The organism is Rhizobium sp. Root708 (genome assembly GCF_001429725.1).
In the GTDB taxonomy this organism is placed as follows: domain Bacteria; phylum Pseudomonadota; class Alphaproteobacteria; order Rhizobiales; family Rhizobiaceae; genus Rhizobium.
In genome coordinates this window covers 317,579-342,816 of the sequence record NZ_LMHV01000042.1, presented here as the reverse complement: position 1 = coordinate 342,816, position 25,238 = coordinate 317,579, and the positions used below count along the sequence as shown (strand labels likewise).

Here is a 25,238-nt window from a genome sequence, read left to right as displayed (position 1 = left end):
GGGTATAGTCGCAAGCCACACCAAATTCCAGCGCCCACACTGGCGGCAGCCGAGTTTTATTGATGGGGAGAAAATCCAGCTCGATCAAGCGTCAGGCCTTCGAGGAGATAATGCCCTTGACGACCGACGCCGGCAGGCACTTCTTAACGAACGCGGCAAGGCGCTCACGGGCGATTGCCTTCAGATAGTGAACATCGGTCTTCAGGCCAGGATAGTATCGTCTGGCCTGGTCCCAATGCGCCATCAACACCCCTTTGCGGTTGTTGTCCGATGCGCCGCCCGCCGAAACACGAGACACGATCGTCCCACATTCGGATACCTTGGCGCCCGAATTGATCAGCTGCAAAAGGAAAGCATAATCGGCACCGAGCCCCAGGGTAAGGTCAAACTGATGCTCGCGAAAATACTGCGTCTTGACCATAACGGACTGGTGCTGAACGAACATACCGCGCCAGAAGTCCCCTGGCCGAGCGGGATGACCTGCGCGTTCTAATCCCCACGAATACCGGACGATCCAGCCGCCATAAATCAGCGTTTCGTCGTCGCGGGCACAGGCACTCAATTCGGCAACCGATTGCTCGGTGGCGAACTCGTCGCCTGAGTTCATGAAAATCAGGTAATCGCCCGTCACCAGCTTCGCGGACTTGTTCATGGCGTCGTAGATGCCGCGGTCTTTCTCCACGACAAGACGATCGATCCGGCTCTTGTATCTGTCGATGATATCGAGAGTGCCGTCCGTGGAGCCACCGTCGATCACCACATATTCGAGGTTCTCGTAGGTTTGGCCGAGAATGCTCAGGATCGTTGCCTCCATGAACTCGCAAGAATTCAGGACGACGGTTACCACCGTGACCTTCGGCTTAGTCGGCGCCGGATATCCGGTGCCGGTCGGTTTCACGTCGAACGGGCTCAAATGCCTCAGTTCCTTTCTGCGATTACCGAGTGGTCTGGACGGCTCAGCGGCGCGTTCCAGAAGGTCAAGACCAACTCAATAGTTCCGCCACACCGTCCGGTTCACGTAATCGATATAGCTCATGACTATGCGCGAAATCTGCCGTGCAACGTGCGGAGATTCGTAATCCGGGACAGGCGTCGGCGTCATTCCCTCGCGACGATGTTGCTCGGTGACCATCGCCACCGCGTCGAGTACGTATTCCGTCTTCAGGCCGCACATCACCAGCGTGCCGACATCCATGCCTTCCGGACGTTCATGGGCATTGCGCAAGGTCACAGCCGGCAAGCCGAGAAGCGAGGCTTCCTCGGTGATGGTGCCGCTGTCGGAGAGCGTGCAATAAGCGTTGATCTGCAGGTTGTTGTAATCGAAGAAGCCGAAGGGCTTTAGGAACCGGACGCGGTCGTCGATTGGCCCGCTACCAAGGTCTTCGAGACGCTTGCGTGTGCGCGGATGCGTCGACACGATTACCGGCATATCATAGGTCTTCGCCAGTGCGTCAAGCGTTGCAACAAGATCGGCAAGCGCCGAAGGAGAATCGACGTTCTCCTCACGATGGGCGCTGACGAGGAAGTAGCGGCCAGCCTCGAGCCCCATTTCCGACAGCGCCTTCGAGGCCTTGATCTGTGGCATGAAGTGGTCGAGCACCTCACGCATGTGCGATCCAGTCTTGATGATCGTCTCCGGACGGATGCCCTCGGCAATCAGGTAACGGCGCGCGTGTTCCGTCAGCACCATATTGATGTCCGAGAGATGATCGATCACCTTGCGGTTCAGCTCTTCGGGCACGCGCTGATCGAAACAACGATTGCCGGCCTCCATATGGAAAACGGGAATCTTGTGGCGTTTGGCCGGAATGACCGCGATGCCCGAATTCGTGTCACCATAAATGAGGATCGCGTCAGGCTTCTCGGCAATCATCACTTCTTCGGACTTGGCAATGACCTGCGCGATCGTCTGCGAGGCGGTCGCACCAGCAGCGCCAAGGAAATAATCCGGCTTCCGGATACCCAGTTCGTCGAAGAATACCTGGTTCAGCTCGAAATCGTAGTTCTGTCCCGTATGCACAATGACATGATTGAACTGCCGGTCGAACTCATCGATTACGCGGCACATCTTGATGAGTTCGGGGCGGGTGCCCACGATTGTCATGACCTTACGCATGAAGCTGCTCTCTGATGAAATTCAGTTCGGTCAGCAAGTCCTTGACCTGCCCGACGTTCAGACGCCTCGTGTTATGCGACGTGTAGTCGTCGAGGTTGGAGACGCGGCTTTCACCCTCGACAAAAAACTTGTTGTAGTTGAGATCGCGGTCGTCCATCGGGACACGAAAGTAGTCGCCCATGTCTTCGGCCTTGCCGATTTCCTCGCGCGACAGCAGCGTCTCGTATAGCTTCTCGCCGTGTCGCGTGCCGATGACCTTGACGGCACTTTCCGCGCTGAAAAGTTGCTGAAGTGCGGTCGCAAGATCCCCAACGGTCGAAGCCGGAGCCTTCTGCACGAAGATGTCGCCATGCCGACCATGCTTGAAGGCGTGAAGCACCAGATCGACCGAGTCCTCAAGCGACATCAGAAAACGAGTCATGTTCGGATCGGTCACGGTCAGCTGCTGGCCGGCCTTGATCTGCTGAACGAAAAGCGGGATGACAGAACCGCGCGACGCCATGACATTGCCATAACGCGTGGCGCAGAGCACCGTCTCACCCTCACCGAGCAGGCGTGACTTCGCGACCATGAGCTTCTCGGCCATGGCCTTTGAAATGCCCATCGCATTGATCGGGTAGACCGCCTTGTCGGTGCTCAACACAACGACGTTCTTAACGCGGTTGGCAATCGCGGCATTCAGCACATTCTCCGTGCCGTAAACATTCGTGCGTACCGCTTCCATCGGATAAAATTCGCAGGACGGGACCTGCTTCAGCGCTGCGGCGTGGAAGACGAAGTCAACATTCGTCATCGCCTGGTTGACACTGCCGGGATCGCGCACATCGCCGATGTAGAACTTCAGCTTGGGGTTGTTCAGCGCGATACGCATATCTTCCTGCTTCTTCTCGTCGCGACTGAAGATGCGAACCTCGCTGATTTCCGTCGGCAGGATGCGCTGCAGGAGGGCGTTGCCGAAGGAGCCGGTACCGCCGGTTATGAGGACCGTCTTGTCTTTGAACATCCTCTCGGTCTTACCTGTTGTCATGCATAGCCTCGATAAGTTCCGGCCACGCTGGCGCGACATAGCCGGTCGATTCCCTGAATTTCGTTCCGTCGAGCGACCGATCTATCCGCACACTATCGTCAGGCGCGATCTCGATTGCCTTGCCGTAGGCTTTCGCCACAAGTTTGAGCAGGTCATACTTGCTAATGGGCGAAGACGCCACATGATAAATTCCAAAAAGTTCCGGACGTGGCAGAACGACATCGCGCACAATACCGGACAGAACGACAGTCGGTAGCCCGGTATAGATTGCATCAGTGAAGCCCTTGATGGCGCCCTCCTGCTTGAGGAACCATTCAATCAGCTCGTGCGATGTTTCCAGTTCGTGCCCGATAAAGGAAGTCCGCAGGGTCAGCGTATGAGGATATGCTACCTCGCCAAGGAACTTCGACTGACCGTAAAGATCCGTCGCGTCCAACGGATCAGTTTCGACATAGTTGCCGCGCGCACCGCTAAACACGCAATCGGTGCTGAAATGGATGAGGCGCGCACTCGAAAGGGCGCAGATGTGCGCCAACCGGTGTGGCAGCATGGCGTTTACCGGGAGGACCAACAACGGATCGTTAGCGAAGGCGAGTTGCTTGACAAGACCGATGCAGTTGATGACCACATCCGGCTTGATCTCCGCAACCACGCGTGAAATGACATCGAGATTTTCGGCATCTATTCCAGCGCGGATCTTCGACGCGATGGCCGGCGCGAAATGGCGGGCCAGCGACGGAGCACGCACGGTACCCCAGACATCGAGCTCTTCGCCTTCCGAGAGCACCTTCAGCATCATGTGCCCGATCGTACCGCTCGCGCCCAATACCAGAACCCGCGTCATTGACGTTTCCCCACGTGTTTCTCGAATACAGCCTCAAGCTTGTCCAGCAGTAGCTCCCGCTCGAACTCGCCGTTGAAATAGTCCAAACCGCTTTCGCCCATCTGACGAAGCTCGTCCGGAGATTTGCGTGACATCGCGAGAACGGCATCCGCGAGCGCACGCGCGTTCTCCGCGGGTACGCCGACCCCTGCTCCCGCTTCCTCGACGATCCGGGCGCCCTCTCCATCGAGGGCGGCAATGATCGGCTTGGCGCATGCAAGATAGGACTGGATCTTTGCAGGGATCGTCATCGCGAATATCGGATCGCGGCTCAACGAGGCGAGCATGACATCTGCCTGTGCGAACCATGAAGGCATGGTGTGGACCGGATGGCGGCCCATGAGATGAATGGCCTCTTGGAGGCCACGCCGCACCACCTCGTTTTGCACCCATTCGCGCTGTCGCCCATCGCCGACAATGATCCATTTGATTGTCTTCTCGTTGCGGAGAATATCCGCCGCTTCGACGATGGTGTCGAGCGATTGAGCAGCCCCCATGTTGCCGGCAAACATCACGCGAAATCCGTCGGGCAGCGCTTGTCCGCTCCACGACGTTCCCCGGGGTACCGGTTTGTAGAATGCCTCGGCGCTGTTTGGAAAATAGACTATGCGTTCGTCAGGAACCTGCATGGTCATAAGCGGCTTGCGGAAGCCTTCCGACTGCGCCAGCACGACCTTGCAGCCCCGGTAGACCCAACGCACGAGCGCCCCTACTGCACCTAGCACCTTTTCATTCTTTACGGCACCCGTGGCGCTCAGGCTCTCAGGCCAGAGATCCTGCACCCAGAAAAAGACAGGCGTCCGCTTGAACCATGACATCACGCGCGCAGGAACGCCCACGGTAATGGGAGAAGGCTCGTAGACGAAGATCGCATCATAGTCCTCTCTGCAGCGCAGCAACCCCACCAGCGATGCCGAGATGGCAAACGAGATGTAGTTCAGCAGCAGCCTTGCGCCTTTGCTGGCTCCCCGTGTGACCAGCGGAGCACGCACAACTTTCACGCCTTCGTAATTCTCGGCATAGGGGCCGTGCCAGCGATATCCGGGGGCAAGCTGCCCCTTCGGATAATTGGGAAGGCCGGTCAGAACCGTTATCTTATGACCGCGTTCAGACAACCCTCTGACAAGATCGTTAATCCGAAAATCCTCAGGCCAGAAATACTGAGAAATTACAAGTATACGCATGCTCAGGGCTTTTCCTCGCAGACCTGCTTGAGGAAATCGCCTGCGGTGACGCTTACGTTCAAGTCGGGTGGGAGCTTCATAAAGCGGCAAACCGCGCGTGCGATTGACCTTGGCGAGCGGGGATCGAAGGTTTCAGCTGGCACAACAAGATCGCGAACATAATCAAGCTCGCTTGCCAATATCGGCATGCCTCTTTCGGCCGCTTCAACGAGTGGAAGGCCGAAGGACTCTCCAAGCGAAGGAAAAATAAGCGCGCCGGAGTTGTTATAGGCCGAGTCGACCTCCGAAGCCGACAGCTGGCCTAGATTAACAATCCTGGTGTGTTTCTGCGAGTTCGTTTTCTCGACTAAAGCGAGAAGATTGGCGTTGTCACTTGTTGAAAGCGTCAATGAGAGACTCGGAGTAACACCGCCCTCTGAAAGGAGCGACCATGCCTCAATAAGTGTCCGATGGTTTTTGTGCGGCTCGCCTGATGAGATGTAGGTGAAATCGTGGAGCTTCTTACTCGCCGCGTAGTCGTTGAGCAGGCTCTCAGGCTGCCTGGAATCGAAACCAGCAACCTCTGCCTTCCTGCCAAATCTTTGTTCGAAAAGGGCAGCCATCGTCTGCGTCTGTACGATTACGCGATCTGCATTGCGAAGACGTCTCTTGAGCCAGACGCGCTCTGCTGACAGGCGTATCCTGGCGCCCGGACGGAATCCGCTTAGCGGCATGGCGGCATCAACTAGGTAACGGTTTTGCAGAAACAGCGCTGTCGCCGCCTTTAGACGATATATGGGCGGTAAGTTACCGAACGATAATACCAAGTCGCTCTCAGTCGCAATATTTCGGATTTCGCGTTCTGCAGCGAGACGACCAAAAACTGTCGGAGCGAAACGACGAGTGATTAAAAAGCTCTGCGCTTCTGGATCGACTTTCATGCGTTGATCGCAGATCAATACGACTTCGCGCGATCCAGCACTGGCGCGTAAAATGGCATTCAACAACACGGCCCCGCCGCCAGAATGAACATTGGGCGCGTGAATAATGAGCCGTCTGGAAGACTCGGCTTCGCCAAAAGCTAACTCAGGGTCAGGGCCCATGCGATAAATCCCGTAAGCAATTGGCCTTTGCCAAAGCGCAGCCGCCCGACGCTTCGGGCAAAAGGCCTTTAGCTTCTCAACTCGCTTATTCCAACCGTTTTCCGCGCCGGACGTCAATTTTGCGTACGCGCGAGGTGATAAGTAGTCAGAGATTGGTCGGTTTGAGGGACCAGTTGATAAGTGGCGGATTCACTCAGTAATGCTTCATAGGGATTAAACTACTGACAGCCTTCTTCTCGATGCTGGAGCACAATTTCTTGCGGCGAACAGGCTGGAAACACCGGGCTATGAAAGCCGATGTCAGTCGCAAATCTTCAGGTAAAGGCTTTGAACTATCCTCAAGCATGGATTCAATTTTAGCGCCAACCATATGAAAGCGAATCGTGACCGGCGGCCCTCTACAAACCTCACTGCCCTCACGCCTCGGAGCTTGACCTAGGGTCGGTGTCAAGCAACGTCGCCCATAGGATGACGTTGGGGTGGGAGTGCCAGTTCACGCACCACTCCGCTATACCCCAGGTGACTGACCAGACTCGACGCCTTGATGCCCATAACCCAATAAGTTTGGCAAGCAGTCACGTTGGTCCATTGGCTTGCGTTGTAATTGTAGATAATGGGACGCAGTGGGATTAGTTCGGATCGGCGCACATTCGCGCGATCAGGATGTGCACGTATGCGCGCGGCCTCACGACGCTTTACGCTGGTTAGATGGCGTCGCTCGCCGCGACCAAATACTAGGTAGCCTCGACCGCATTCTTGATCGTATGGGAGAGCGCACGCTCGGCAACATCGCGGGGATATCCGTTCTCGGATGCCCCGTCTCTAAAGCTTAAGCGGAAGCCATAAGCGGTGGCGATGCGCCCAAGCGTATCGCTTAAGACCTCATTGTATCGCAGAAACTTGGCGAGTGTCATGTCGCTGATCGGGGTACTTTTTCGCGACGGGAATAGCAACCCTTCGTAAGCCCACGGCGAAGGCCGCCTTGTGAGGTGCCGCTGAACGTCGGAAGTCCTAGTGGTAACACTAGGGATAGTCCTATGACGAAGCATCCGATCGAAGTCATCACATCTGTGGAGCGCCGCCGTCGTTGGTCTCGCGAAGAGAAAGAGGGGCTTGTCGCCGCCTGCCTTGAGCCTGAGGTGATCTCGGAGATTGCCCGCACGGCTGGTATCCATGTCAGCCAGTTGTTCCGTTGGCGCAACGAACTGTGCCGGATCGAGGAGCCGCAGACCAAGACGGGAACCACGTTGGTGCCGGTGATCGTGTCAGAGACCGCGCCGGCAGTCTCTCCAGTTCAACCGGAACCGCCCACCACATCCCATCCTCGTCGGAAGCGCAGCGATGTAACGATCGAGCTCGGCCGGGGCCGTCGGGTCCGCGTGGATAGTGATATTGACACGGACGGGCTTGGCCGGATTCTCGATTGCGTATTGGGTCTGCGGTGATCCCGGTTCCTTTTGGGGCGTGAAGGTCTGGCTGGCCACAGGCTATACGGACATGCGCAAGGGCTTCGCCGGTCTGTCGCTGATGGTGCAGGAGGCGCTGAAGCGCGATCCGATGTGTGGGCACCTGTTCGTATTCCGTGGCCGCGGTGGTGGCCTGATCAAGGTGATCTGGCATGACGGCCAGGGAGCTTGCCTGTTTACGAAGAAGCTTGAGCGAGGACGCTTCATCTGGCCATCAGCGGCCGATGGCACGGTGGTGATCACGCCTGCGCAGCTTGGCTATCTGTTGGAAGGTATCGCTTGGCGGATGCCCCAAAAGACCTGGCGGCCGACGTCGGCCGGATGAGCAAAAACACTGGAATGATGGGGTCGAATATGATTCCATCCTGTCATGAGCAATGCGGCTGATGAGCTTCCGGACGACCTTGCCAGTGCCCTTGCACTGCTGGCACAGGAACGCGCTCGACGTGTTGCAGCCGAGGCAGAAGCCGCGACCGCCAAGGCAGAAGCCGCCAGTGTAAAGGCACTCGTATCGCATTCTGAAGCACTGATCGCGCGGCTAAAGCTGGAGATCGACAAGGTTCGCCGTGAACTCTACGGCAGCCGGTGCGAGCGTAAGGCGCGGCTTCTTGAGCAGATGGAGCTGCAACTCGAGGAGTTGGAAGCGGACGCCGGTGAAGATGAACTGGCCGCGGAGATTGCAGCCACAATCTCAGCCGTTAAAGCCTTTCGAGCGCAAGCGTCCTTCACGCAAGCCCTTTCCGGAGCACCTGCCGCGTGAGCGCGTCATCATCGCTGCTCCCGCGAATTGCGCCTGCTGCGCCTCCACCAAACTGTCGAAGCTTGGTGAGGACATCACCGAGACCCTGGAGGTCGTCCCGCGTCAGTGGAAAGTCATCCAGACGGTGCGGGAGAAGTTCACCTGCCGCGAGTGTGAGAAGATCACGCAGCCACCGGCTCCCTTCCATGTGACGCCACGCGGCTTTGCCGGGCCGAACCTGCTGCCGATGATCCTGTTTGAGAAGTTCGCCCAGCACCAGCCGCTTAATCGCGAGAGCGAACGCTATGCCCGCGAGGGCGTCGACCTCAGCTTATCGACATTGGCCGACCAGGTCGGAGCATGCGCCGCTGCGCTGAAGCCCATCAATTCACTGATCGAAGCACATGTTCTGGCCGCTGAGCGACTTCATGGCGACGACACGACAGTGCCGATTCTGGCAAAGGGAAAGACCGATACCGGTCGCATATGGACCTATGTCCGGGACGACCGACCATTCGGCGGGCTCTCACCGCCGGCTGCGCTGTACTACGCATCGCGGGACCGGCGAAAGGAGCATCCGGAACGCCACCTGAAGACCTTCACCGGTATTCTGCAGGCGGACGCCTATGGCGGCTATAATCCGCTGTTCAAGGCTGATCGCGATCCGAATCCGCTAAGGCAGGCGTTTTGTGGGCACACTCGCGGCGCAAGTTCTTCATGCTCGCCGACATTGCCGCAAACGCCAAGCGTGGAAAGAATGCTGCGCCGATCTCGCCTATGGCGCTTGAAGCCGTCAAACGGATCGACGGCCTGTTTGATATATCGAGCGGGAGATCAACGGGCTTGACGCCAATCAACGCCTGGATCGTCGCCGCAAGGGCCTACCGCTCGTCGATGAGTTGCAGGCCTGGCTTCAAACCGAGCGCGCAAAACTCTCGCGCAGTTCCCCGGTCGCCGAGGCGATTGATTACATGCTCAAGCGATGGGACGGCTTCACGTCATTCTTAGACGACGGCCGGATTTGCCTGACGAACAACGCCGCCGAGCGAGCGCTCAGAGGCTGTGCACTCGGCAGAAAATCGTGGCTCTTCGCCGGATCAGACCGCGGTGCAGATCGTGCAGCCTTCATGGCCACATTGATCATGACGGCAAAGCTCAATGACATCGATCCCCAGGCGTGGCTTGCCGACGTTCTTGCCCGCATCGCGGACACGCCGATTACCAGGCTGGAGCAACTGCTTCCGTGGAATAGGATACCGCCGACCGTCAACGCTCAAGCGGCCTGATCTGCGGTCCTCACCTTAGGCTTACAACCCTTCGCCGGTCTCCGATTTCTCAAGCCGGCCCCCAGGATCTGGATGCTCTTTTGTGAGAGCGGCACGCGGTCAATGATCTTCGCTCTCATTCGTGCTGCAGGCACCGTCCAGATCGAGCTGGAAAATCGATCTCGGCAGGCCCTGAGGAACAGCACTTCGGTTTTGGCGGAGTCAGTGGCAATCAACAATCGTGTTTTCTGCGCAAGTGGATGAAACCTCACCTACTCAAACAGAACCCCTCCCACGCCGCCATCATCGCGCGTCGTTGCTCAAGCAGGTCCGTCCGATGATATGCTGCCTCGACGGCATTCTGAACTGTATGAGAAAGCGCACGTTCCGCAAGATCGCGAGCATATCCATTCTCTGACGCCCAGCACCTGAAGCTTGACCGGAAACCGTGAGCTGTGGCCGTGCGGCCAAGTGTGTCGCTCATGATCTTGTTGTCCCGCATGACCTGCGTAAGGACCATGTCGGTGAACGGCTTGTCGCTACGTGAGCGAAAGATCAGTCCCCTTCCGGTCTCCGACTTTGCGAGCTCGGCTTTCAGTATCTCGATGCATCGCGCTGAAAGCGGCACACGGTGAATAACTTTAGTCTTCATACGTGTCGCCGGCACCGTCCATACCGCATTGGTAAAATCGATCTCTTCCCATTCTACGTGGCGCAATTCACCTGAGCGGGCGGCAGTCAGGATGAGCAGCTCCAGCATCTTGCGCCCGGCGCTCGGAGAGGCGGCATGAAGCATGCCGGAGAAGAAGCCCGGCAATTCACGCCAAGGAAGGGCTGGGTGATGCTCCGTGCGTTCTCGTTTGCCAGGCTGTTTCGGAAGGATCTTGTCAACAACGCTGACGGGGCTCGCCATGATGTACCCGTTGGCGGCGGCCCAGTTCATGATGGCATCGCAACGTTGCTTCACGCGTGACGCGGTATCCGGCTTTTTCAGCCAGATCGGTTTTAGGCAAGCGGCGAAGTCCGCGGGCGTAAGCGTGTTGACGGGCAGCCTTCCGATTTTGGGGAAGATGAACCGTTCAAGCGTATTGATCCATTGGTGGATATGTTTTCGGTTGCGGAAGCCCTCGACCTTGTCTGCATAATGTTCGCGCGCGGCTTTCTCAAATGTCGGAATTGCCGCGAGTTGAGTGATCTTCCGTTGGCGCTCTCTGCGAACGTCGAGGGGATCACCTCCATCCTCGATCATGCCACGCGCTTCGGAAGCTCTGTTTCTGGCATCTCGTATGGATGTGCTTGGGTAACTGCCCAAGCCCATTTCGCGACGCTTTCCGTTCGTCGGCGACATGAAGCGTAGGATCCACTTACCACTGCCACCGGTGGCGTTTGGGACGAGATACAAGCCGACGACGCTGCCATCCGCGACAGGTTTTCCGTTCGGCTTGAGTTTTCTGGCCTCTGCATCGCTGAGCATTTTCACCGTCCCGTGGCAGTTGGACGTGCCATTGCTAGCCCGCCACCTGGCCCGCCGCAAGAGCTGAAATTCCGTGTTATTGGATGATGGTGATCGAGCTGTGGACCGCGCTTGTCGTCCCGCGCGCACACAGAACCTCGTCATCTTCGTCAAAACTGCCGGGAGTGAAAAGGCAGCCTACAACTATGATTTCCTTGCGTTACCTGAACTACAGGTCGATAGTTTCGACAGGGCGCACGGCCTGGATCGGCAGGTCCTAGAGTCCGAACTCGCGGTCGAAGTACGTGGTCTTGCCAAGTGATTCGATCAATAGGAGGGGTTTTCACGTATCCAAAGGCACATCGCGAGAATGCGAGACCACGGCGGATAACCGAGAATTCCCATGGCCGAGCGCCTTGGTCGCATCACTGCCGACGGCGATCTGATCGGCATGAAGCGAGCACGATGTCTAACACTACACGAGGCCGTTTTCGGAACGGCGGTTCCCGTGCTGCCATTGACAACCAGCCACGCACTCAGCGTCTACATTGCCGCCTCTTTGGCCCCGCCATCAATCACCGCGCCCCTGTGGCGACGCTCAACCGCAGACTGGAACCGTGGGCGGGCCGGCAAAGCGTAAGTGTCCTCAGTTCGTATGTCCATGGCGACCGATCATCGAGTCAGCGAGGCCGCCGATCGGCGTGCCAGCACGCTCCGCACGATTACTGCAAGCCTTCCAATCTCCTGGCGCAACAAGCACGCCGAACTGCTCACGTATCGCGCACTAAGACGCTGCGCTGTCTCCTCTACGCGTCTATTGGCGCCAACACTCCTCATCCTCACCCGGAAAACCCATCATATGCAAACCTCAACCCTTCTAACGACATCATCCGGCGTTCGGCACAGTGCAAAGAACGTGGCTTGATAGCCAGCGATTTGGTGGAAAGATGGTGGAATTGTCGCTACCTTCCCTCCTCAGCAATATATTTTATGGCATTAAAACAACGGGTTGATCGAGTAAAATCGACCCGTTCGAGTCCCTCCGGGCCCACCAAGTTTCTCAGGAATTCTGAGCCACTTTGTTGCCCCGAGCGCTCAACGAGACGATCTCGGGGCAACATTTCAGTTAACGTCGTGCTTCTTTCACTGACTGATCGGCGCGTCCGTACCAACCGGACGCGGAAACGCAACCGCCCCGATCCTCACTCATTTCTTTTTCTGCTTCCGAAGAAAAGCGGCATGGTATTCATCCGCCATCTTGCGAAGCGAGCGACCGATCGCAGCGTATTCGAACTCGTTCAGGTTCGCGAGCGATGCACGACCGGAGGGGTGCTGGGTTCCAAAACCCCTGCCCGGCAGTAGGACGATCCCCGTCTCGTCGGCGATGCGAAAGAGCAGTTCGTTGGCCGAAAATTCCTTCTTCACCCAGGCCGCGAAGTCCGCGCAGTAAAGCTTCAATGAAATCTTCTCGAGGTCGAGAAGGGTATAGTAGTCGACCGAATTCTCGTTGTCGGGCATCTCGATGCCAAGTTCGGTGTAAAGCGCCGCCTGTCTGCGGCGGATCACGCTTTTCAGCGTGGCCTTGTAACTGTCGTGTTCGTCCATCAGTGCGAACAGCGAAAACAGCACCATCTGAACCTGCTGCGGCGTGGAGACACCGGCGGTGTGGTTCAGAGCGACGGTACGGCTGTCGGCGATGAGGCGATCAATAAACTTGAGAGCGGATACATCCGTGACGATGGACGAATAGCGCTTGTCGAGGGCAGCCGTCGCATCGCTCGGAAGTTTTGATATCGCCTTGTCGATAACGTTGTCGTGGTGGAGCGCGATGGTTCCAAGCCTCCATCCCGTCGCACCGAAATATTTCGAATAGGAATAGACCAGAATGGTGTTGTTCGGGCATGTGGCGAAGAGCGACTTAAAGTCATCCGCGAACGTTCCGTAGACATCGTCCGTGAGGATCATCAAGTCGGGACGGTCGTTTTTCACGATGTCGGCGATCTTCTTGAGGCTTCTTTCATCCAGTTTGACGGACGGCGGGTTGCTAGGGTTGATGCAGAAAAAAATCTTGATTGCCGGGTCCTTGAGCTTGTCGAGTTCGGAGTCCGGGTACTGCCAGCCCGCTTCGGGATCGGCGTTGATAGCCACTTCCTCAAGCGCGTAGGCATCAAGCTCGGGGATTTCGATGTACGGCGTGAAGACCGGCATGCCGATGGCGACCTTGTCACCTTTCTTTACAAGGCGGTTTTTCTTCAAGCTGTCGAACACGTAGGTCATCGCCGCAGTCCCACCCTCGGTCGCGAAGACGTCCACGTCCTTTGCGGAGATATGTCCGCCAACCATCTCCTTCATCAGGTACTGGCGAACGATGTGCTCGCTCAGTCGTAGCATCCGTGGCGGTACGGGATAGTTGCAGCCGAGAATGCCCTCCACCATTTCGTGGAGGAAATCGGATGCCGAGAGCCCGAGCTGGTCGCGGACGTAACTGATGGCGCGGCGCAGGAAGTCCACGCCCTCCTGGTCGCGGTTGTCCGCGATGAAGCGCTCGAACCGCGCTTCGATACCCTCGATGCGCGGCAGGCCGCCTACCCCCTGCTGCATGTATGAAAACGACAGTTCGGACTCGGTCGCGGCGAAGAGCCCAAGCCTGAAGAAGCCCCGACGCGGCAGGGTTGCAAGGAAGTTTGGATTGCCACGCCCAGCGTTCAACATGACCATCTCTGTCTTGGTCGACGCTAGCTTGATGAGTTCGTCCTTCAATTCGAACGGGCTGAGTTTTGCGAACTGGCTGTAATCAGTCATTGCTTTTCTCCACTCTGTTTATACGAACGCGACGATAAGCGGGCCCAGCAGTGTCAGGAACACGTTAGCCAGGGCATAGGTGATGGCGAATGAAGTGGTCGGGACGGAATTTCCCGCTTGGTCGAGGATCTCGCCAAATGCGGGGTTGGCGCTGCGGGAGCCACTTAGCGCGCCGGCGAAGACCGCGACATTCTCATACCGCAGGAAATAGCGGCCAACGAGCATCGTGATAATCAGCGGAAGGATCGTCACGATCACGCCTGCAAAGAAGATCGACAGTCCACTCTGCATGACTGTCGAAACGGCTTGTTGCCCGGATTGAAGACCGACCACGGCGACGAATCCCGCCAGTCCGAGATCGCGAAGCAAGGTGGATGCAGCCGTTGGCATATTTCCAAGTGTCATGTTGCGGCTTCGATACCAGCCGAACACCAGGCCAGCCATCAGGGCGCCGCCTCCCGATCCAAGCGTCAGCGGAATGGAGCCGACCCGCACGACAGCGAGCCCGACGAGCAAGCCAACCGCGACACCAAGGCCGTGAAATACGAAGTCTGTCTTGTCGCTTGGAACAATGGCTGGACCGACACGCGATGCCAGGCGTTGCAGGTCTTCCTGGACGCCGTGGACCGTTACGATATCTCCGGCCCTGATAACGGTGTCGTCGGCTAGCTCCAGCTTGCTGCCGCCCCGTGTGACGCCCAGAACGTAGATCCCATGACGAAGGTCACCGCTGACCGCGAGTATCTGGGCGACCGTCTTACCCACAAACTCCTTTTCGCGCACGGCGATGTCGCGTGTGGTAACGACGAGCTCGAGACCCTCCGCTCCTGATACCTCAGGGCCAATACGGCCTTCCAGTCCGACGATAGCGGATCGGCGTCCCACGACCAGGATGAGATCGCCCGCTTGGAGTGGTGTCCCGGCTTCGATGCCGATGATCTTGCCACCGCGCTTGATGCGCTCGATCGTCACCGCCCCACTCGCAGCGATCGCTTCGACCTCGCTGACCGTCATTCCGGCACTCTCGCCGATCCGGTACACACGCCCGACCAACTCGGGCAAAGCGGGCGCTTCGCCGACGCCGTAGACGCGCGCGCCCTTGAGCATCTCGGCCTCGGCCTTGACGGCGTCGTCACGGATGCTTCGTTTCATGAACCACGGCAGTATGTTGACGCAAACGATGATCGCTCCAAACGATCCGAAAATGTAAGTGACGGCATATCCGATGGCGACGTTGGCTTGCAGATGTTGTGTCTCGTCGGCCGCCAGCCCCAGCTTTTCAATCGCTGAGCCAGCCGTTCCGATGATCGCCGATTGCGTGAGGCCGCCAGCCGCGATCCCTGCGGCAATGCCCTTGTCGAGGCCCATGACCTTCGCGAGAACGACAACGGTAACCAACCCGCTGATCGCAAGCACAACGGCCATGACGATCTCGCGTATCGATTGTCTTCCGAGTGATCGGAAAAACTGGGGACCGCTTTCGAAACCTACGGCATAGATGAAAAGTGCAAACAGGACGGCTTTGATCCCGTTGTCGATCTGAATCCCGACCTGGCTGAACAGCACTGCTGCCAGCAGGGATCCGGCAACGCCGCCAAGTTGAAATTTGCCGAACTGGAACTTACCAACCCAATACCCAAGGGCCAAGGAGAGAAAAAGCGCGATTTCAGGTGACTGGCGAAATACATCAGCTAGGAGGGCCATCCGGGTTACCTTTTGGAAGAAGCATCGCGCAAGGTGCCATTAACGACACCGCTACGACTGTTCAAAGCGCCACGTACGCGAGAAACATGACGGTTTCACCTTTTCGAAATCGCCCGGCTTCCAGCTTCCGTCGAAAGCTGGATTGTCGGGCCTATTGATGCGGAGATACGCGAATGAGCCATGCCGGTTACCACGACGGGGCAACGCTGTCGGCAATAGCAAGCTTGCGTTTCGCCACCCTGTTTCCTCCCTTGGCCTAGCCCGCTCCACCGAGCGCAGTCACCAAGACTGCACCCCACAGCGCAAGAAGCACATTGCCTACGGCATATCCAAGTCCGTATCCCAAAGCCGGCACGCTGCTTTTGGCGACGTCCTGGACCGCAGCCAGTGCAGGGGCCGACGTACCCGCTCCGCAGCAGGTCCCCAACAACACTCCTTCGTTCATCTTGAAAATCCGGGTACCGACGAGGAAGGCAATCCCATGCGATGCAACTACCACCACGATGGTGATCAGCACCAGCACAGGACCCGAAGCGAGTAGGCCACTGACAAAGCTCGGGCCGGCTGAAATGCCGACACATGCGATGAAGGCCGAAAGCCCCACGGAATCGAATAACCAGAGCGTGGCAGCGGGAACGAAGCCGAAGGTCCGTCTGCGGGCACGGAGCCAACCGGCTACCAGCCCACCAAGCAGCGTCCCCACAGCCACGCCAAGCCCTAGTTCCAGAGCGCCGATCCGCAGCGCAGGAATACCGATCACTCCGCCGAAAAATATGAACATGGCAACATACACCATGTCGGTCGCTGTAGTGGGCCGGTCAGCATACCCAACGGCGGCGGCAGCCTCCTCCACATGCTTGCGGCTACCGACGATGGTCATCACGTCACCCCTCTCGATCTTCAAGCCGCCATATGCCGGAAGTTCCTCGCCCAACCTGGTGATCTTGCGTAGAAAGATCGTGCGTGCTTCGGGCTCCTGCCTGAGTTCAAGCAGGGTCCTGCCGATGACCGACTTCTTCGTGACGACGACATCGAGAGTTTCCGTCGGTATGTCGAGCAGTTCCGCATCATCAATTTCAGTCCCGATGCTTGCCCCTTTCTCGACCAGCAAGCCACGCAGTCCGGCCACGGCAGCAACGTCGCCGTCCGAAAATCTGAAATCGGGACGAGCGACGATAATTTCGCTGCCGCGTCGAATTTGCTCGACATAAGCCTTGGCGCCAGAAGGCACTTGCGCTTCTGCTTCGGAAACAGTCACGCCAAACCATCGCGGATCGACGACGAACGCTCGAGCCTCGATCGCGCGTCGAGCTGTTTCCCCGGCTGTTTGACCATTTGATGGTGCGTTGAGTTTTGCCTCCATCTCAGCGCAGACTTCCTGCAATGGCCGTGCCAGCAGCCGCGGCAGAAGTTGCGACAGGACAAGGATCGTTGCGATTACTCCTACGAGGTAGGAAACGGCGAACGCGGTCGCGACGTCTGTTTCAAAAGCCCGCTGCACCGCCTCCTGGGCACCGGTCTTTCGGAAGGTGTCGATTGCCACGCCAACCGTTGCGGACTCGGTCATCGCGCCCGCAAGCAGACCTGCGGCACTTCCAACCTTCAGGCCCAGCAGCCCAGCCAAAGCCCAAACAACACCAAGTCCAACGACACAGACCAGCACGGTGATAGCGATCTGTGGCAGCGCGTCCCGATTGAGGCTCCGAAAGAATTGCGGCCCAGTGCGGTAACCGATCGCAAAGAGAAAAAGCAGGAAGAAGGCCTGCTTCACGTCGTTGGCGACCTCAACGCCGGTCTGACCGACCAGCACGCCAGCGATCAGGCAACCAGCCACCGATCCCAGTGTGAAACTGCCAACCTTGAACTTTCCAACCAAATAGCCGATCGCGAGGGTCAGGAAGAGCGCGAGCTCGGGATGGCTCGTCAGTATCGCGGATAAGGTTTGCATCTTTACCACCGAGGTTTCGTTGCTGGTCAGGCAGGCGAGGCAACAGATGTCGGGCTCAAATCACAACTCCTCCCGGCCCCGCGGGCGAGTTTCACCGGACACGAGTGAACCTATTTCCGCAGGAGCCGCCCGTCCCCCGCGGTGTCCGAGAGGACCTACGGCTTGCTGAATACTCTTGCGCGTTGGAGAAATGGGAAAGTACGTTACGGTAAATGCCCACGTTACAGACACAACCTCGTTGGCGTGAAAACCCATGTTCGAGCCGGGTAGGAGATCGCAAGGCTAGCTCCAACGAGCCTTATCGTGGTTATCTGTATGCAATGCTCGATACCGAGGCCGCCAATAGAAAGCGGCCCGCCAAGCTGGCGTAAATCAACAGATTTCGGTTTGAGCGCGCTTCGGCCTGCCTGGGAAAGCAAGCTCGCGTTCCTCCAGAACGGCATCGAACTACCGAGGGGCAGCGCTTCTCGATGAAATCTATGGCGCGCCGGAGGCGGCCATCTCGCCGACCGGGGGGCAGCCAAAGGCACTGATCGAAGAACTGCGCGAGACGTTTCAGTCGCTTCGCTGAAACATGGGATCGACGTCCGTTCGGACTGATCGAGATCGGCAATAAGAAAAGGCCGGCGCAAAATCGCACGCCGAACTTCCACATCTTCGGAGGGTACGGATCTTATCTTGCTCACACGGCGAAACTGTAGGTTCCACCCTTCGCTAGCGCGCGTTTATAAGCCGGCCGGGCGTGGATGCGTTCGAGCCAAGCGATTGTCGCTGGACGCGACTTGTCGAGGCCAGCCCTCGTCCGGACAGCTTCCATTGGGAAACTCATCATGATGTCTGCGGCAGAAAGGACGTCGCCGGCAAACCACGGCCGCGATGCAAGTTCCGCCTCTATGTAGTCGAGATGAACGTCCAACATCGGGCGGATCTTTTTCGCAGCGAGGCGGCCAAGCAACGGTACTCGTGACACTACGAGCAACGCGAACAGAACCGGCATCACGGAGCCTTCGGCGTAATGTAAAAACTGCTGGTATCGTCGGATTCCGTCAGCACCACCGGGCGGTCCGAGACGACCGCCTGCTCTGTCGACCAGATACTCACATATCGCGCCAGTCTCCACGAAAACGGTCTGGCACCCGTCAACGTCCTCCTCGATCACTGGCGATTTGCCTAGCGGATGAACCTTTTTAAGTTCCGGTGGCGCGCTCATATCGGCCCGGCGCTGATAGCGGCGGAGTTCGTATTCAATGTCCAGTTCTTCGAGCATCCATAGGACACGCTGCGAGCGACTGTTGTTCAGGTGATGAACTGTAAGCACAAACTGCTCCGTGTGATAAACTCTTCAGCTGTTTACGAATCCTGGATCATCGACAACCGGGATACGTCGGCGCCACAAGTCGATCGCGTCTATAGGATTGCCAATCGCGCGACCCGGCCCTGTTCGGGAAGCGAGCAACAAAGTGTGTTGAGGTTAGAATGGTTTTCGATGATCTAAACCATGCCTGTCACGGTCTTCTGATGACCACAACCCAGATTCTGAATGCCGCCAAACTTGACTACGTCATCGCAGGCGGTTGGGTTCCGTTGCTGAGCGCGCAGGACCATCCGAGCCTTGAGCATCCAGGCACGCGTGACGTCGACGTTCTCCTCATGGACGAAAACGCCGCGATACAGCAGGCGGTTCGGGCGTTGCTGAACGCGCAGTTCCGCTGCTCCGCCAAGCACGAATTCCAGTTGCTTCGCGACGCCAAGGTTGGCTCCACCGAATTTGTATTCAATGTCGATCTGATGTTCCCCAAGGAGTCCGAAAAGCATCCAGAGATGTTTAGCGACATATTCGATTTGGGCGTGACCGATTCATATGACCCGCGCGGGACACGATTCATGAAGTCGATCGCATTCAAGTCAGCTGCAATCGTGTACGAACAGCAGCTTTTCTCCGTGGTTTCCGTTCATGGAAAATGTCTCGATGGCCGCGACACTTCCGTTGAAGTACCGATATTGTCCCCCGCTGCGGCGATATTGTCGAAGTGCGAAAGCGTCAGCATCGCCAAGAGAACACGCGATGCGTTTGATATTTACCACATTCTGTCCGGTGCGAACGGTGCCAGTGTTGCGGGTGAGTTGAAGAAGCTGTCGGCCAAATTTCAGGAGGTTGCCGACCAGCTAAAGCATCTCAAGACGTTTCTTTCAAAGAAGTCGGATTGCGATGACGCGAACGTCTCCCGGCACGCCAAGAGAAATATCAATACAGCCGCTAAAGAGAGCCTGAAACTGCTGTCCTGATCGGAAGCAGAGCAGACGGTCGGGGAAGTTTCGTCCGTCCTTGACGGTTATGACGGCGTCTCGACCGGCCGTGGGGTTCACAGTTATGTGATTGTGGCCCGCGAACGACCCTGATTGCCACTCGCGCCTCCCCAAGTTTGCAATCGTTGCGAGAACGCACTATCCAACCGGGCTTCTTCTCCAATATGGAGAATTCGAGTCATATTTCTTTCCGGCCGCTGCAGGCCGCGCCGCATCATCTCGAGTGTCTGAATGCTACGTCGTTTCTTCTCCTACTATCGGCCCTATCGCGGGCTCTTCATCCTTGATTTCAGCTGCGCGATCGTCTCCGGCCTGCTTGAACTCGGCTTTCCGATGGCGGTGAAACTGTTTATCGACCGGCTGCTTCTCAGTCAGGAATGGCTGCTCATCCTTTTCGCCTCTGCGGCGCTGTTCGTGGTCTATGTGGTCAATACCGGGTTGATGGCCGTTGTCACCTACTGGGGGCACATGCTCGGCATCAACATCGAGACCGACATGCGCCGTGCGGCATTCAATCATCTGCAAAAGCTGTCGTTCAGCTTTTTCGACAATCAGAAGACCGGCCACATCGTTGGTCGGCTGACGAAGGATCTCGAGGAAATCGGCGAGGTTGCCCACCACGGTCCTGAGGATCTGTTCATCGCATTGATGACGTTCGCGGGCGCGCTGTTGCTGATGTTCTCGGTCAACTGGCAGCTGGCGTTGATCACCGCCGTCGTCGTTCCCCTGACCGCATGGGTCACCAGCCATTTCGGCAGCCGCATGACCCAGAATTTCCGCCGTCTCTTCGAACGCGTCGGCAATTTCAACACGCGCATCGAAGAGAATGTCGGCGGCATCCGCGTCGTCCAGGCCTTTGCCAACGAGGGCCACGAGCGCGCGCTTTTCGAGAAAGATAATCAGAACTACCGCCGCGTGAAGCTCGACGCCTATAAGCTGATGGCTGCCAGCAGCTCGCTGAGCTACATGAGCATGCGCCTCACCCAGATGGTCGTTATGATCGCCGGCGCCTATTTCGTCCTGTCAGGCGAGCTGACAACCGGCGGCTTCATCGGCTTCCTTCTGCTCGTCGGCGTGTTCTTCCGCCCGGTCGAGAAGATCAACTCGGTCATCGAGACCTATCCGAAGGGGATCGCCGGCTTCCGTCGCTTCACGGAACTGATCGATACCGAGCCGGATATCGCAGACGCCCCGAATGCCGTCGCGGTCAGCCACCTCAAGGGCGAAATCGTCTATGACGATGTTTCCTTCGGATACAGCCCGCAGGCTCCGGTTTTCGAACACGTGAACCTGGCGGTCCGCGCCGGCGAGACAATTGCGTTCGTCGGCCCCTCGGGCGCCGGCAAGACCACCATCTGCTCGCTTCTCCCCCGCTTCTACGAGGTCGGCGACGGCCGCATCACCATCGACGGCATCGACATCCGCGAGATGACCAAGACGTCCCTGCGCCAGCAGATCGGCATTGTTCAACAGGACGTCTTCCTGTTCGGCGGCACGATCCGCGAAAACATCGCCTACGGACGGCTCGGCGCCAATGAAGCCGAGATCGTCGAGGCCGCCCATCGGGCGCGTCTCGAGGGTATGCTGGCGGGCCTGCCCGCTGGGCTGGACACGGTCATCGGCGAGCGTGGCGTCAAGCTCTCCGGCGGCCAGAAGCAACGCGTTGCGATCGCCCGCATGTTCCTGAAGAACCCGCCGATCCTGATCCTCGACGAGGCGACCTCGGCACTCGACACGGAGACCGAACGGGCAATCCAGCGTTCACTCGCGGAACTGTCCGCCGGGCGCACGACCCTCATCATCGCCCATCGCCTCGCGACAATCCAGGGCGCCGACCGGATCGTCGTCATCGACCGCCATGGCATCGCCGAGCAAGGCACGCACCAGGACCTGATCGCCAAGCGGGGCGCCTACAACCGTCTGCACGACGCGCAAATGAGGAACGCCTGATTTAGCAACCCTTGGGCGATTGATGCGACGCAGAAAACTTGATAATTACACACATATTTTATAGTTGCGGAAAAGCGGCATGACATTTCAGCCGCGCATGCAGAACAAGATCGAGGGATTCTCGGTCATCGGCGGGCTGAGACGTCGAAACTGGAACGGCATCACCGCCGACCTGTGGGACGTGGAATGCGGCAGCTACGCCGGTGGCCACTATGTCGCCCGCGATCCCCGCTTGTTTATCCTTCTCGATCATCTCGGTCGCGGCCGTCCTTCGGTGAAGGTTTCGCCAAAGGCCGCGGGCGCTCCGCAAGACCGCAGCCAAAGCCCGATTTCCTATATCCCGGCCGACATGGAACTATGGGTGGACATCCGCGAGGTGCAGTTCATGCGCCACCTCGACATCCATTTCGATGCCAACATCCTCAGCCAGCGGCTGACGGAGGAAATCGATCCGCGGAAGCTGCAGGATCCGCGGCTGCTTTTTTCGGATGAGCGTGTCATGGCGCTGGCGGGCCTGATTGCCGCCGAGCTGGCGAGCCCCTGCCCCCTGCATGATCTCTATGGCGACGGCCTTGCACTATCGCTGGTGATCGACGTGCTGAAAATGGTCAAGACGCCGCCCCGCAAGCGCGGGGCTCTTGTCTCGTGGCAGCTCCGGCGCGCGACTGAGTTCATCGAAACGAATTGCATGCGCGGTATCCGCCTGCAGGAACTGTCCGACCTCACGGGCCTGTCTCAATCCCACTTCAGCCATTCCTTCAAGGCGTCGACCGGGCTGACCCCACACGAATGGCAGATGAATGCCCGCCTGGAACGGGCAAAACAGCTGCTGCAGGGCGACGATCAGAGCCTCACGGCAGTCGCCGCCGAAACGGGCTTTTCCGACCAGGCGCATTTTACGCGCGTGTTCCGCAAGCATGTCGGCACCACGCCGGCACGCTGGAAAAGGGCAACCGCCGGGTGATGCATTTTTGCAAAGATTTGCCCACGATTCTTGAAATTGCCCAAAATCGTTCAACCACCACAGATCGCGCCAATCCCGGCATTTAAATCTGAGTTAATCACTCACCTTATTCGGAGCCGCGGTGCGGCAAGGGGTTGGGGCTTTTAGAGTGGGATTGCCAGGAATGCATCAATTTAAGGGTTTTCGGAGTGTACGGGCGGCTTTGAGCGCCAGCGTCGCGTTTGTAGGTATTTGCGCTGCCTGGACGGCGCAGGCCCAGAACGCAGACACCACGCTTGCGCCAATCGTCGTCGAAGGCAAAGCGTCGAGCAACAGCGCAACCGGGCCGGTAAAGGGCTACGTTGCGAAGGATACGACGGCGGGCTCGAAGACCGACACGCCGATCAAGGAAATCCCGCAGGCCGTCTCCGTCGTCGGCACGCAGGAAATGAACGATCGCGGCGTGGTCAACAAGGTCGATGAGGCCTTGCGCTATACGCCGGGCGTGATCGCCGCTCCCTACGGCACCGATCCGGATACCGACTGGTATTACATCCGCGGCTTCGATGCCACGCAGACCGGCGTCTATCTCGATGGCCTCAACCTGTTCAGCTACGGCTTCGGCGGTTTTCAGATCGATCCGTTCATGCTCGAACGCGTCGACGTTCTGAAGGGACCGGCTTCCGTTCTCTATGGCGGCGCCAACCCGGGCGGGATCGTCGACATGGTGCGCAAGCGTCCGACCGACGAGCCGTATTACTACACGGAAACCGGCATCAACAGTAATGGCAACGGTTTCGGAGGCTTCGACTTTTCCGACAGGGTCGGCAGCAGCGATACGATGACCTACCGCCTCACCGGCAAGATCGCCGGCGGCGACAACTATTCGGACTACTCCCACGACCTGCGCGGCTTCATCATGCCGCAGCTCACCGTCTCGCCGGATGAGGCCACCAAGCTCACCGTCTGGGCCTATGCCGGCGGTCTCGATCAGGTGCACACCGGCAACGGCTTCCTTCCCTACGAGGGCACAGTGATCGACCGCGCCGGGGTCGGAAAGATTCGCCGCGACTTCTTCCCCGGCGAACCCGATCTCGACACCGGCCGCTACAATCAGGAAATGATCGGCTACGAATTCGAACATGAGTTCGATGACGGTTGGAAAGTCACGTCGAACTTCCGCTATGGCCATCTCAATAAATACGAGTTCGGTCCTTACCCGTATCTGTGGGCGTCGCAAACAGCGCTGAACCGGATCGGCTTTGAGGGCGACACCAGCGCGGATAGCGTCGCCTGGGACAACCGCGTCGAAAACGAATTCGATCTTGGCGGCTCGACGCACAAGATCATGGCCGGGGTCGATTATCGCTACTACCGCATCGACAACGTCCAGAACTTCGTCTTCGGCTCGGGCTCGATCGATGTGCTGAACCCGGTATACGGCTTGCCGCAGGCTGCCAACGGGCCGCTCTACAACGAAATCGTGGCGATGAACCAGGTGGGCTTCTACGCCCAGGATCAGGTTCACTTCGGCGACGGCTGGCTGATGACCCTCAATGGACGGTATGACTACGTCTATACCGACTTCGACAACAGGCTGACGCCCGCCAGCAGCTTCAACAGTTCGGAAGGCGCCTGGAGCGGCAGGGCCGGTCTGGCCTACGAATTCGACAACGGCATAACCCCATATGCAAGCGCGGCGACCTTCTTCAACCCGCTGATCGGAACGGGTAACGCTGGTCCCCTGAAGCCGGAAGAAGGCGAGCAGTTCGAAGCCGGTGTGAAATACGAGCCCACCTTCTTCGACGGCTCGCTGACCGCGTCCGTATTCCAGATCAACAAGCGCAACTACACCGTTTCGATGCCGGCAGCACCCTACACGAAGCTTCAGCTCGGTGAGGCGGAGTCCAAGGGCTTCGAACTGGAAGGCAAGGTCAACCTCAATGAGAACTGGAAGGTTCTCGCCTCGCTCGCCTATACCGACGTCGAGATCACCAAGAATCCGCTGAACACTGCGTTGATCGGCAAGACGCCTTACATCGTCCCCGACTACACAGCGTCGCTTTGGCTCGACTACACCGTCACGACGGGCACGCTCGAAGGTCTGAGCCTTGGAGGCGGCCTGCGCTACAAGGGCCAATCCTGGGCCGACGACGTCAATACGCTCAAGGTACCGGAATCGACGGTGTTCGACGCCGCCGTCCGCTATAAGAAGAACGACTGGGTTGCCTCGCTTAACGTTACGAACGTATTCGACAAGGTCTATGTGGAAAGTTGCGGCGGCTTGGGTGCATGTGGCTATGGCGACGCCCGCACGTTCACCTTCAAGCTCAGCAAGGTCTGGTAACACCAGCTCTATAGGGAATGAA

At 58.0% G+C, this 25,238-nt stretch carries 18 protein-coding genes and 1 pseudogene; 8 read left to right on the top strand and 11 right to left on the bottom strand.

Going from position 1 to position 25,238, the window contains the following annotated elements; translation table 11 throughout:
* Positions 1-91 precede the first annotated feature (91 nt).
* The 6 genes from ASE04_RS24300 to ASE04_RS24275 form a co-directional block, all read right to left on the bottom strand.
* Entirely contained in the window at positions 92-913 is an 822-nt protein-coding gene (locus ASE04_RS24300) for a glycosyltransferase family 2 protein (protein ID WP_056823925.1), read from the bottom strand.
* A 75-nt stretch (positions 914-988) separates the two neighbouring features.
* Complete coding sequence (wecB, locus tag ASE04_RS24295) at positions 989-2,116, bottom strand: non-hydrolyzing UDP-N-acetylglucosamine 2-epimerase (protein WP_056823920.1); 1,128 nt, start codon at positions 2,114-2,116, stop codon at positions 989-991.
* Positions 2,109-3,119 carry a polysaccharide biosynthesis protein gene (locus ASE04_RS24290; protein ID WP_056823918.1) on the bottom strand — a complete coding sequence of 337 codons (1,011 nt, stop codon included), beginning with the start codon at positions 3,117-3,119 and terminating at the stop codon, positions 2,109-2,111. The genes wecB and ASE04_RS24290 overlap by 8 nt, the downstream gene beginning before the upstream one ends.
* A 10-nt stretch (positions 3,120-3,129) precedes the next feature.
* The gene (locus ASE04_RS24285) at positions 3,130-3,987 is read right to left on the bottom strand and encodes a dTDP-4-dehydrorhamnose reductase family protein (protein ID WP_056823914.1); all 858 of its coding nucleotides are present in this window, start codon (positions 3,985-3,987) and stop codon (positions 3,130-3,132) included.
* On the bottom strand, positions 3,984-5,210 hold the full coding sequence (locus ASE04_RS24280; RefSeq protein ID WP_056823911.1) for a glycosyltransferase family 4 protein: 1,227 nt from the start codon (positions 5,208-5,210) through the stop codon (positions 3,984-3,986). Before ASE04_RS24280 ends, ASE04_RS24285 begins: the two co-directional genes overlap by 4 nt.
* A 2-nt stretch (positions 5,211-5,212) precedes the next feature.
* The gene (locus ASE04_RS24275) at positions 5,213-6,292 is read right to left on the bottom strand and encodes a glycosyltransferase (RefSeq protein ID WP_056823907.1); all 1,080 of its coding nucleotides are present in this window, start codon (positions 6,290-6,292) and stop codon (positions 5,213-5,215) included.
* A gap of 1,037 nt (positions 6,293-7,329) precedes the next feature.
* On the opposite strand from ASE04_RS24275, the gene tnpA reads away from it, so the two are divergent.
* The 3 genes and pseudogenes from tnpA to tnpC all read left to right on the top strand — a co-directional run bounded on the left by tnpA (position 7,330) and on the right by tnpC (position 9,783).
* On the top strand, positions 7,330-7,737 hold the full coding sequence (gene tnpA / locus ASE04_RS24265; RefSeq protein WP_056823903.1) for an IS66-like element accessory protein TnpA: 408 nt from the start codon (positions 7,330-7,332) through the stop codon (positions 7,735-7,737).
* Between the two features lie 52 nt (positions 7,738-7,789).
* Positions 7,790-8,083 (top strand): IS66 family insertion sequence element accessory protein TnpB, encoded by a 294-nt coding sequence (tnpB, locus tag ASE04_RS24260; protein WP_056824090.1) that lies wholly within the window; start codon positions 7,790-7,792, stop codon positions 8,081-8,083.
* 45 nt (positions 8,084-8,128) lie between these two features.
* A pseudogene (tnpC, locus tag ASE04_RS32290) lies at positions 8,129-9,783 on the top strand (IS66 family transposase).
* A 247-nt stretch (positions 9,784-10,030) separates the two neighbouring features.
* Here the strand turns inward: tnpC and ASE04_RS24245 are convergent.
* Positions 10,031-11,236 carry a tyrosine-type recombinase/integrase gene (locus tag ASE04_RS24245; RefSeq protein WP_056823897.1) on the bottom strand — a complete coding sequence of 402 codons (1,206 nt, stop codon included), beginning with the start codon at positions 11,234-11,236 and terminating at the stop codon, positions 10,031-10,033.
* 100 nt (positions 11,237-11,336) lie between these two features.
* Between ASE04_RS24245 and ASE04_RS24240 the strand changes: the two genes are divergently transcribed.
* Positions 11,337-11,537, top strand: a complete 201-nt coding sequence (locus ASE04_RS24240) for a hypothetical protein (RefSeq protein WP_156408879.1) — start codon at positions 11,337-11,339, stop codon at positions 11,535-11,537.
* Between the two features lie 884 nt (positions 11,538-12,421).
* On the opposite strand, the gene ASE04_RS24230 is transcribed toward ASE04_RS24240, so the two are convergent.
* The 4 genes from ASE04_RS24230 to ASE04_RS24215 all read right to left on the bottom strand — a co-directional run bounded on the left by ASE04_RS24230 (position 12,422) and on the right by ASE04_RS24215 (position 18,987).
* Positions 12,422-14,017, bottom strand: a complete 1,596-nt coding sequence (locus ASE04_RS24230) for a bifunctional aspartate transaminase/aspartate 4-decarboxylase (RefSeq protein ID WP_056823889.1) — start codon at positions 14,015-14,017, stop codon at positions 12,422-12,424.
* An 18-nt stretch (positions 14,018-14,035) separates the two neighbouring features.
* Positions 14,036-15,721: an aspartate-alanine antiporter gene (aspT, locus tag ASE04_RS24225; RefSeq protein WP_056823886.1), complete on the bottom strand. Its 1,686-nt coding sequence runs from the start codon at positions 15,719-15,721 to the stop codon at positions 14,036-14,038.
* 256 nt (positions 15,722-15,977) lie between these two features.
* Entirely contained in the window at positions 15,978-17,669 is a 1,692-nt protein-coding gene (gene aspT / locus ASE04_RS24220; protein ID WP_056823883.1) for an aspartate-alanine antiporter, read from the bottom strand.
* 682 nt (positions 17,670-18,351) lie between these two features.
* Entirely contained in the window at positions 18,352-18,987 is a 636-nt protein-coding gene (locus ASE04_RS24215; RefSeq protein WP_082597461.1) for a glutathione S-transferase family protein, read from the bottom strand.
* A 158-nt stretch (positions 18,988-19,145) separates the two neighbouring features.
* Here ASE04_RS24215 and ASE04_RS24210 point away from each other — a divergent pair, with 158 nt between their 5' ends.
* From ASE04_RS24210 to ASE04_RS24195, 4 genes are all read left to right on the top strand, one after another.
* Positions 19,146-19,955, top strand: coding sequence for a hypothetical protein (locus ASE04_RS24210; protein WP_056823876.1), 810 nt, complete (start codon positions 19,146-19,148; stop codon positions 19,953-19,955).
* A gap of 252 nt (positions 19,956-20,207) precedes the next feature.
* The gene (locus ASE04_RS24205; RefSeq protein WP_056823873.1) at positions 20,208-21,926 is read left to right on the top strand and encodes an ABC transporter ATP-binding protein; all 1,719 of its coding nucleotides are present in this window, start codon (positions 20,208-20,210) and stop codon (positions 21,924-21,926) included.
* Positions 21,927-22,005: 79 nt separating this feature from the next.
* Positions 22,006-22,890, top strand: a complete 885-nt coding sequence (locus tag ASE04_RS24200) for a helix-turn-helix domain-containing protein (RefSeq protein ID WP_056823871.1) — start codon at positions 22,006-22,008, stop codon at positions 22,888-22,890.
* Between the two features lie 163 nt (positions 22,891-23,053).
* Complete coding sequence (locus ASE04_RS24195; protein ID WP_056823869.1) at positions 23,054-25,216, top strand: TonB-dependent siderophore receptor; 2,163 nt, start codon at positions 23,054-23,056, stop codon at positions 25,214-25,216.
* The last annotated feature ends 22 nt before the right edge of the window (positions 25,217-25,238 follow it).

Bases quoted from the DNA above. Each gene is read 5' to 3' on its own strand.
- wecB (WP_056823920.1), bottom strand. From the start codon at position 2,116: ATGCGTAAGGTCATGACAATCGTGGGCACCCGCCCCGAACTCATCAAG.
- ASE04_RS24290 (WP_056823918.1), bottom strand. From the start codon at position 3,119: ATGTTCAAAGACAAGACGGTCCTCATAACCGGCGGTACCGGCTCCTTC.
- ASE04_RS24285 (WP_056823914.1), bottom strand. From the start codon at position 3,987: ATGACGCGGGTTCTGGTATTGGGCGCGAGCGGTACGATCGGGCACATG.
- ASE04_RS24280 (WP_056823911.1), bottom strand. From the start codon at position 5,210: ATGCGTATACTTGTAATTTCTCAGTATTTCTGGCCTGAGGATTTTCGG.
- ASE04_RS24275 (WP_056823907.1), bottom strand. From the start codon at position 6,292: ATGGGCCCTGACCCTGAGTTAGCTTTTGGCGAAGCCGAGTCTTCCAGA.
- tnpA (WP_056823903.1), top strand. From the start codon at position 7,330: ATGACGAAGCATCCGATCGAAGTCATCACATCTGTGGAGCGCCGCCGT.
- tnpB (WP_056824090.1), top strand. From the start codon at position 7,790: ATGCGCAAGGGCTTCGCCGGTCTGTCGCTGATGGTGCAGGAGGCGCTG.
- ASE04_RS24245 (WP_056823897.1), bottom strand. From the start codon at position 11,236: ATGCTCAGCGATGCAGAGGCCAGAAAACTCAAGCCGAACGGAAAACCT.
- ASE04_RS24230 (WP_056823889.1), bottom strand. From the start codon at position 14,017: ATGACTGATTACAGCCAGTTCGCAAAACTCAGCCCGTTCGAATTGAAG.
- aspT (WP_056823886.1), bottom strand. From the start codon at position 15,721: ATGGCCCTCCTAGCTGATGTATTTCGCCAGTCACCTGAAATCGCGCTT.
- aspT (WP_056823883.1), bottom strand. From the start codon at position 17,669: ATGCAAACCTTATCCGCGATACTGACGAGCCATCCCGAGCTCGCGCTC.
- ASE04_RS24210 (WP_056823876.1), top strand. From the start codon at position 19,146: ATGGTTTTCGATGATCTAAACCATGCCTGTCACGGTCTTCTGATGACC.
- ASE04_RS24205 (WP_056823873.1), top strand. From the start codon at position 20,208: ATGCTACGTCGTTTCTTCTCCTACTATCGGCCCTATCGCGGGCTCTTC.
- ASE04_RS24200 (WP_056823871.1), top strand. From the start codon at position 22,006: ATGACATTTCAGCCGCGCATGCAGAACAAGATCGAGGGATTCTCGGTC.
- ASE04_RS24195 (WP_056823869.1), top strand. From the start codon at position 23,054: ATGCATCAATTTAAGGGTTTTCGGAGTGTACGGGCGGCTTTGAGCGCC.